The 6,464-nt window shown below is 72.3% G+C and carries 10 protein-coding genes and 1 pseudogene; 6 read left to right on the forward strand and 5 right to left on the reverse strand.

From position 1 onward, the window contains the following. A pseudogene (locus VFZ39_RS09120) lies at nt 1-196 on the forward strand (phospholipid carrier-dependent glycosyltransferase); the annotation flags it as partial. A gap of 43 nt (nt 197-239) precedes the next feature. Here the strand turns inward: VFZ39_RS09120 and VFZ39_RS09125 are convergent. Both VFZ39_RS09125 and VFZ39_RS09130 read right to left on the reverse strand, forming a co-directional pair. After that, nucleotides 240-713 carry a hypothetical protein gene (locus VFZ39_RS09125; RefSeq protein WP_330865424.1) on the reverse strand — a complete coding sequence of 158 codons (474 nt, stop codon included), beginning with the start codon at nt 711-713 and terminating at the stop codon, nt 240-242. Between the two features lie 31 nt (nt 714-744). Further along, the gene (locus tag VFZ39_RS09130) at nt 745-1,143 is read right to left on the reverse strand and encodes a hypothetical protein (protein WP_330865425.1); all 399 of its coding nucleotides are present in this window, start codon (nt 1,141-1,143) and stop codon (nt 745-747) included. 56 nt (nt 1,144-1,199) lie between these two features. Between VFZ39_RS09130 and VFZ39_RS09135 the strand changes: the two genes are divergently transcribed. Beyond that, entirely contained in the window at nt 1,200-2,447 is a 1,248-nt protein-coding gene (locus tag VFZ39_RS09135) for a hypothetical protein (RefSeq protein ID WP_330865426.1), read from the forward strand. 12 nt (nt 2,448-2,459) lie between these two features. On the opposite strand, the gene VFZ39_RS09140 is transcribed toward VFZ39_RS09135, so the two are convergent. Beyond that, a complete protein-coding gene (locus VFZ39_RS09140; protein WP_330865427.1) occupies nt 2,460-2,801 on the reverse strand; it encodes a hypothetical protein in 342 nt (113 codons plus the stop codon). 92 nt (nt 2,802-2,893) lie between these two features. On the opposite strand from VFZ39_RS09140, the gene VFZ39_RS09145 reads away from it, so the two are divergent. From VFZ39_RS09145 to VFZ39_RS09155, 3 genes are all read left to right on the forward strand, one after another. After that, nucleotides 2,894-3,388 carry a nucleoside deaminase gene (locus tag VFZ39_RS09145; protein WP_330865428.1) on the forward strand — a complete coding sequence of 165 codons (495 nt, stop codon included), beginning with the start codon at nt 2,894-2,896 and terminating at the stop codon, nt 3,386-3,388. After that, nucleotides 3,385-3,789, forward strand: a complete 405-nt coding sequence (locus VFZ39_RS09150; protein WP_330865429.1) for a VOC family protein — start codon at nt 3,385-3,387, stop codon at nt 3,787-3,789. The genes VFZ39_RS09145 and VFZ39_RS09150 overlap by 4 nt, the downstream gene beginning before the upstream one ends. A 111-nt stretch (nt 3,790-3,900) precedes the next feature. After that, the gene (locus VFZ39_RS09155; RefSeq protein ID WP_330865430.1) at nt 3,901-4,392 is read left to right on the forward strand and encodes a rhodanese-like domain-containing protein; all 492 of its coding nucleotides are present in this window, start codon (nt 3,901-3,903) and stop codon (nt 4,390-4,392) included. 48 nt (nt 4,393-4,440) lie between these two features. On the opposite strand, the gene VFZ39_RS09160 is transcribed toward VFZ39_RS09155, so the two are convergent. Then, complete coding sequence (locus VFZ39_RS09160) at nt 4,441-5,199, reverse strand: ZIP family zinc transporter (protein ID WP_330865431.1); 759 nt, start codon at nt 5,197-5,199, stop codon at nt 4,441-4,443. A gap of 299 nt (nt 5,200-5,498) precedes the next feature. Here VFZ39_RS09160 and VFZ39_RS09165 point away from each other — a divergent pair, with 299 nt between their 5' ends. Beyond that, the gene (locus VFZ39_RS09165) at nt 5,499-5,657 is read left to right on the forward strand and encodes a hypothetical protein (protein WP_330865432.1); all 159 of its coding nucleotides are present in this window, start codon (nt 5,499-5,501) and stop codon (nt 5,655-5,657) included. Nucleotides 5,658-5,663: 6 nt separating this feature from the next. On the opposite strand, the gene VFZ39_RS09170 is transcribed toward VFZ39_RS09165, so the two are convergent. Beyond that, the coding region (locus VFZ39_RS09170; protein WP_330865433.1) for a cobalamin B12-binding domain-containing protein at nt 5,664-6,464 on the reverse strand (801 nt) is incomplete at its 5' end.

The raw sequence follows: 6,464 nt of genomic DNA on the forward strand, positions 1-6,464 counted from the left end.
CTGCACGCTCGTGCTGGCCACGCTGGTCGGCCACTCACGAGCGCCGACGCCGAGGCGGACGGTGGGCGTGATCGTCGCCGGTTCGTTCCTGGTGCTCGTGCTCCTCAACTTCGCGTGGTTCTACCCGATCTACACCGACCAGCTGCTGACCCACCGGGAGTGGTTGCAGCGGATCTGGTTCTCGCGCTGGGTCTGAGCCCAATCGGTCTCGCACGTCAGCGGCGGTCGCCCGCCACTCGTCACCAGCCGAAGAAGGGGGTGGCGGGCTTCGGGGGCTTGACGTCACCCGCGAGCTCGGCTTCCAGCTCGGCGCCCGCCGCTTCGGCCAGTTCTCGCAGCCGTGCCTCGATCTCGGGCAGCGCCCCCGTGTCGTCCATCCGGACCTCCGCCTGGTGCAGGACCAGTGTCCGTCCCTCACGGGGCTGCACCCACACCGCACCCATCCGGCTGCGGCCGACCTGCCTGATCTCCGCGAGCGGCAACGTTCGACGGGTCAGCCGGCCCTGGGCGATCAGGGTGTCACCGGTCACGCGGATGCCCCGCCAGATCTCCGAGGCACCCCAGAAGCCGACCGCGACGAGCACCAGCGCAATCGGCTCGAACCCGTACAGCATCGACCACAGCCCCACCGCGAGAATGATCGCGCCGGGCCACCGGTTCCACCGCTGCCAGGCCCGCGGCTTGGCGATCAGCGTGGTGAGCTCGGCTTCCATGGGGCCGAAGGCTATGCGATGCCGTACCTGCTCACGCGGGGTCGGTGCGCGACGTGCGTTCGCGTGGGACGGCGAGCGGTGGAACGCCGCCCAGCCCCTTCCGGTACCGGACGTGGTCGTCGTGAGCGTCCAAGGTGTCGTAGAGGCGGCAGCGAGCGGCCCACGGGACCGGCTCATCCCCGTCGCGCCAGGAGTCGCCGAAGGAGATCCAGGCCGGCACCCAGTCGGCTGCGTCGTCCCACTCGCCACGGCGGGCCATCAGCATCCGCCGACGCAGCTGGAACGCCCGGCGCGGCCCGTCGAGACAGTTCGGCGCGGTCGCCACCGGCCACAGGCGCAGGTCGTGCTGCATCAGCTCGATCTCGAGCTCGGCGAGGACCGAGGGGTCGACCAGCACGGTCGCCACGTTCTCGTGCGGCTGACGCAGCATGGCGCAACAGTCACCCGGATCCCCGGGACCGGTCAAGGGTGGTGGATGCTGGCTGGATGCAGCTGCCGCCCTTCGTCGCCGCCGGCAGCGTGCGCCCGGTCGACCTCGCTCGGCCGGTTCCACTGGTCGAGCCGCTCGCGCCGTACCTGTGCGTGGAGGCCGTCGGTGGACCCGCGTCCGTGGCGCTGACGAGCGGCGGCGACCGGCTGGCGGTGACGTACGACGGGGTCGGCTGCTCCCTGACCGTCACGGTCCGGGGCTCGACCTCCGAGCACCGGAGCCGTCGGCACGGCAAGCCCGAAGGACTGGTCGAGCGGGTGGCGCTGACCCTGACCGGCACCCGGGCAGCGGCGCTGACCCGCGAGGCCGGCGCGTGGGTCGTGCGCGGGTTCGTCGACCTGCGCGACCGACTCGACACGCACGACGAGTCGTGGCTGGCGGGCGTGCGCGCCGAGGGCGGCGAGCTGCGGGGGTTCGGGCAGCTCGGACTGCGCGACCTGCGGCTGGTGACCCACGCGGACGGCTCGCCGTACCGCGATGGAAGCGAGGTCCTGCTGACCGCGACCAGCGCCGGCCCTGGCTTCTTCGACACCGCCCACACCTCGATCTGGTCGCTCGATCCGGCCACGACCGCTATGCGTCATCGCAGCGACGTGTTCTTCCGACGCACCGGCCAGCCGGGGGTGTACGGCGACCACGCGTCCCACCTGCTGCGCGACGGTGACCGGTGGCTGCTGGCCACGAGCACCTGGGGCGACTTCGACCACCGCCGGAAGGGAGCCCACGTCGGGGCGACGCTGGCCGAGACGACGGAGGACCTGCTCACCGGCCGGCACGCGCTCGACACCCGGCCGTTGCCGCTCCCGACCACGGGACTGACCTCCGTCGGAGTGTGGGACCCACACCTGGTGCGCACCGACGACGGCTGGCTCGCGGCGTATGTGAGCGCGACGAAGTTCTTCCGGTTCCATCCGGTGCTCGCGAGCGGTGCGACCCTGGACGACCTGTGGTTGCGGGCAGCCGCGTCCGGACACCGCGAGACCGAGGGCGTGACCCTCCACCGGTTCGACGGCACCTGGCACGTGCTCGCGAGCGACGGTGTCCGCCGCCGCTACCCGGTGCTCGACCTCGATCTCACCGAGGTCGGTGTGCTCGACGCGGCGCACGAGTCCAACATCCCGTGGCCGACCTTGCTCGAGCACGGCACCGGGATGCTGTTGATCGGGTTCGACGGCGAGCCGGTCGGCGGCCGGCTCGTGGGGTACGGCAGCCACGGAGCCGTCAGGTTCGCGCGGTCGGTGTGAGCGCGATCGACCTCAGGAGCCGACGGTGCAGGCGTGGTACGCCTCGGCGTAGGCGTCCGAGTCGGTCGTCGCCTCGGTGATCTGCCCGCCGCTCAGTGCGAAGAACCGGTCCTGGTAGGTGACGAACAGGCCTGCGCCGGACTCACACTCGACGCCGGCGGCCCCCTCGACCGAACCGTCCTCGTTGGTGCAACCCAGGTAGTTCATCGACAGGACCGCTCCGTCCACCCACACCTCGGAGCAGGCGGGGAGCTCGTTCGGCGACTGCTCGGGCTTCGCGTCGCCGCCCGCGCCGGTGTCGCTGCTGCACGCCGCCAGCGCGGCCAGCAGCACCAACGTCCCCGTGACTCGCATGGCGGCACGGTGCCACACCTCCTCGGCCCCGTCAGAGCTTTCGCGCGGTCTGCCAGTAGCGGGCCGAGCGGACCGCGCCTACTGTCGGGCGGATGAGTGACCTGACCGACCAGGACATGACCCACCTGCGCCGATGTGTGGAGCTCGCGCGGGAAGCGCTCGAGGACGGTGACGAGCCGTTCGGTTCCGTGCTGGTCGACCCCGCCGGCGCGGTGCTTCACGAGGACCGCAACCGCACTGCGGGCGGCGACCAGACGCGGCACCCGGAGTTCGAGCTGGCCCGGTGGGCGGCGGAGCACGTGCCGGCCGACGTCCGTGCCGACTGCACCGTCTACACCTCGGGCGAGCACTGCCCGATGTGCTCCGCGGCACACGCGTGGGTGGGCCTCGGCCGGATCGTCTACGCCGGCTCGAGCGCCCAGCTGACCGCATGGCGACGCGGATGGGGGTTGCCGGACGGCCCGGTGGCGCCGCTGCCGATCACCACGGTCGCACCGGGGTTGCCGGTCGCGGGCCCGGCATTGGAGCTGGAGGACGAGCTGCGCGAGCTCCACCGACGGCTGTCGGAGCGGCAGGTGCAGTCATGAGCGGGATCCGTCAGCTGCGGCTGGTCGTGCACGCCACCGACTACGAGGAGGCGGTGCGGTTCTTCCACGACGTTCTCGGTGCGCCGGTGGCCGAGGAGTACGCCGGCGACGGCGGGGCGCACGTCACCATCCTCGACGTGGGGCGAGCCACCCTGGAGCTGTCGAACGACGCCCAGATCGAGCTGATCGACCGGGTCGAGGTCGGCCGCCGGGTCGCGCCGCACATCCGCGTGGCGCTGGAGGTGGACGACTGCGAGGCCAGCACCAGGGAGGCGATCGAAGGTGGCGCCGAGGAGATCGCGCCGCCGACGCGCACGCCCTGGGACTCGTTGAACTCCCGGCTCGAGGCACCGGCCGGCGTACATCTGACGTTGTTCCAGGAGCTCGGCCCCACGCCGTGAACAACCGCTGGTGGAACGGTCTGGTAACAGGTCTTCCCCGAGCGTCCCTGCGCGTCCGATACTGGGGCTGAGGGCTCGGGTTCAACCGTTTCGCACCTGGGGGGGACCGCGATGAAGGTGATGCAGCACGCTGCGATCGATGACCTGCTCGAGACCGTGCGCGCCGAGCTCGACCGGGTTCGACCGGCCGACCTGGAGCGAGAGGTCGCCGACGGCGCAGTGATCGTGGACATCCGCCCGTTCGAGCAGCGACTGCGCAGCGGTCACCTGCCCGGAGCGATCGTCGTGGACCGCAACGTCCTCGAGTGGCGCCTGGACCCCACAAGCCCGAACCGGCTGCCCGAGGCGACCGGCCCCGACGTCCGCTACATCGTGGTGTGCGACGAGGGGGACAGCTCCAGTCTCGCCGCCGCCAGCCTGCGACGGCTCGGGCTGGACCGGGCGACCGACCTGGTCGGTGGCTACCACGCCTGGGCAGCCTGGCAGGCCGCACTGGCCGCGCGCCGCGAGGAGGTGGCGGCCACCCGGCCGAAGCACCGCTTCTGGAACCACACCGAGACGCCCCAGGGCGGCAGCCCGGGCGAGGCCCTCCCCACCGTCTGACCCCCCTGGCGGTCGGGCGCGGCCTCGAGTGCCCGGTGCGGCAGGGTGTCAGAGCCGATCGATGAGGACGGACGTCAGGAACCCCGCCGCGGTCACCAGTCCGACGACCGGCCCACCGTCCTTCGCTGCCTCCGGGAGCATCGTGGAGGCAAGCATGCACAGGATCGCACCGGCCGCGTAGGTCATCACGAAGGCGATCGTGCCGTCGGACGCCCCGTCGAGCAGCGCGAAGCCCAGTCCTGCCGCCACGGCGGAGAGCACCGCGATCCCCAGCCACAGTCCCAGGATGTGCCGCACCGAGCGGCCCGAGGCGCGCATCCCGGTGGCCGACGCGAGTCCCTCCGGAAGGTTCGACAACGCGACCGCGGCGATGAAGGCGGCACTCGGCGCGCCCTCCTGCACGATCGTGACGCCGACAGCGGCCGACTCCGGGACACCGTCGAGGAGCGCGCCGAGCGCGAGCGCAGCGCCGGAGGCCGCGACGACCGGACCCGCAGTGGTGCCGTCGCCTCGTGGCCCATCGGAACGCTTGCGATCAGCCGCGCCGGCCCGGGCGATCAACAGATCGCCGACGAAGAAGGTCGCGCTGCCCGCCGCGAGTCCGCCGATGGTCGCCTTGAACGTACCCATCTGGGCGGCGTCGTCGACCAGCTCGTACGCGACCGACGCGATCAGTACGCCGGCACCGAACGCCATCACCCATCCGATGACCTGCGGTGGCCACCGGAAGCGCAGCCCGAGGGCGGCTCCGATGACCAGCGTCGACCCACCGAGCAGGCCCCACAGCGCCGCCTCCCACATGGCCACCGTCCTGGTCGTCGAGCCCGGCCACCTCGAGCCCGCCGGGCTCAGGGTTCGAGGACATCCTCTCCGACCACGTTCTCGCGGACCAGCACGTCGACCCCTCAGCTCGTGCCAAGCACGCGTGGCACGGCGGATACCGCGGCGTCCACCAGCTCGACGGCCTGCGCCCGGCGGGCCCCGACGGCCCTGGCCGCCAAACCGGCCGTCGAAGAGGGACACGCCGAGTCAGAGCTGCGAGATGCCCTCGGGAGCGTTGTCGTAGACGTTGACCCCGGCGCCGGTCGGTGGTCACCCACGACATCATGACGGTGACGCCCGTCCCGTCCGGAGGATCCGAGCTCAGCTACCGCGCCGAGTTCGCGTTCAAGGGGATGGCCAAGTGGGTGGCGCCGATGCTCCGCCCCGCGCTCGGGCGTCTCGGGGACAAGGCGGAGCAGGGGCTGCGCGAGGCGCTTCGCTGAGCCGGGTCAGGACGCGCCTGCCAGCGAACGCGCAAGATCACCGGCGGCTGCGCCCAGCCCGTGGCCGAGGGGCAAGGAGGCTCCGCCGACCGAGTCCTGGTGGCCGCCACCCACGTAGATGGCCAGGTCCGGGACCGCGGGCACCAGCGCGCCCACCACCTCCCGGGCCGCGGGGACGTCCTCGGTGGTCGGCACCACCAGGACGACTGCGGCAGTCGGTCGTTCGACGGCGGCCTCGACCCAGGACTGCGGCGGCAGGTCCGCGCCGAGGTACACCGCGTCGATCCCGGCACGACGCACCAGCACCGCGAACGCGAGCGCACCGATCTCGTGCCTGGTGCCGCGCGGCAGACCCACCAGTACTCGCGCCGAGCCGGGGGCGGCCTCCGACGCGTCGTACAAGCCGGACAGGCGGCGCATGACACCGGCGCTGACGAAGTGCTCGGCCGCAATCCCCACCTGCTCCTCCCGCCAGGCGTCCCCGAGTCGGTGCAGCGCCGGCATCAGCCACCCGTCCACCACCCGGTCGAGCGACCCCTGTGAGAACCCGTCGTCGAGCGCCCGGGTGAGAACGTCGACCCCGAGCTCGCGGGCCGCCTCGACCAGGCTGTCCACCTCGCCGAGCACCCCGCCATCTGGCACGACCGAGTCATCGGTTGACACCAGGTCCCGGTCGGAGAGCACGCGAGCCGCGGCCTGACGTGCCGGCAGACCGCCGTGGACCAGCGCCGCCATCGCCGCCAGGCGCCGCAGCGCTGCATCGTCGTAGACCCGGTAGCCACCCTGCGTCCGGGTGGGCGTCACCAC

The sequence above is a fragment of the Nocardioides sp. genome (genome assembly GCF_036374615.1).
Lineage (GTDB): Bacteria > Actinomycetota > Actinomycetes > Propionibacteriales > Nocardioidaceae > Nocardioides.

What these genes read in the sequence shown, in the direction of transcription:
- VFZ39_RS09155 (WP_330865430.1), top strand. Translation starts at nt 3,901, where the DNA reads ATGAAGGTGATGCAGCACGCTGCGATCGATGACCTGCTCGAGACCGTG.
- VFZ39_RS09165 (WP_330865432.1), top strand. Translation starts at nt 5,499, where the DNA reads ATGACGGTGACGCCCGTCCCGTCCGGAGGATCCGAGCTCAGCTACCGC.
- VFZ39_RS09145 (WP_330865428.1), top strand. Translation starts at nt 2,894, where the DNA reads ATGAGTGACCTGACCGACCAGGACATGACCCACCTGCGCCGATGTGTG.
- VFZ39_RS09125 (WP_330865424.1), bottom strand. Translation starts at nt 713, where the DNA reads ATGGAAGCCGAGCTCACCACGCTGATCGCCAAGCCGCGGGCCTGGCAG.
- VFZ39_RS09130 (WP_330865425.1), bottom strand. Translation starts at nt 1,143, where the DNA reads ATGCTGCGTCAGCCGCACGAGAACGTGGCGACCGTGCTGGTCGACCCC.
- VFZ39_RS09135 (WP_330865426.1), top strand. Translation starts at nt 1,200, where the DNA reads ATGCAGCTGCCGCCCTTCGTCGCCGCCGGCAGCGTGCGCCCGGTCGAC.
- VFZ39_RS09140 (WP_330865427.1), bottom strand. Translation starts at nt 2,801, where the DNA reads ATGCGAGTCACGGGGACGTTGGTGCTGCTGGCCGCGCTGGCGGCGTGC.
- VFZ39_RS09150 (WP_330865429.1), top strand. Translation starts at nt 3,385, where the DNA reads ATGAGCGGGATCCGTCAGCTGCGGCTGGTCGTGCACGCCACCGACTAC.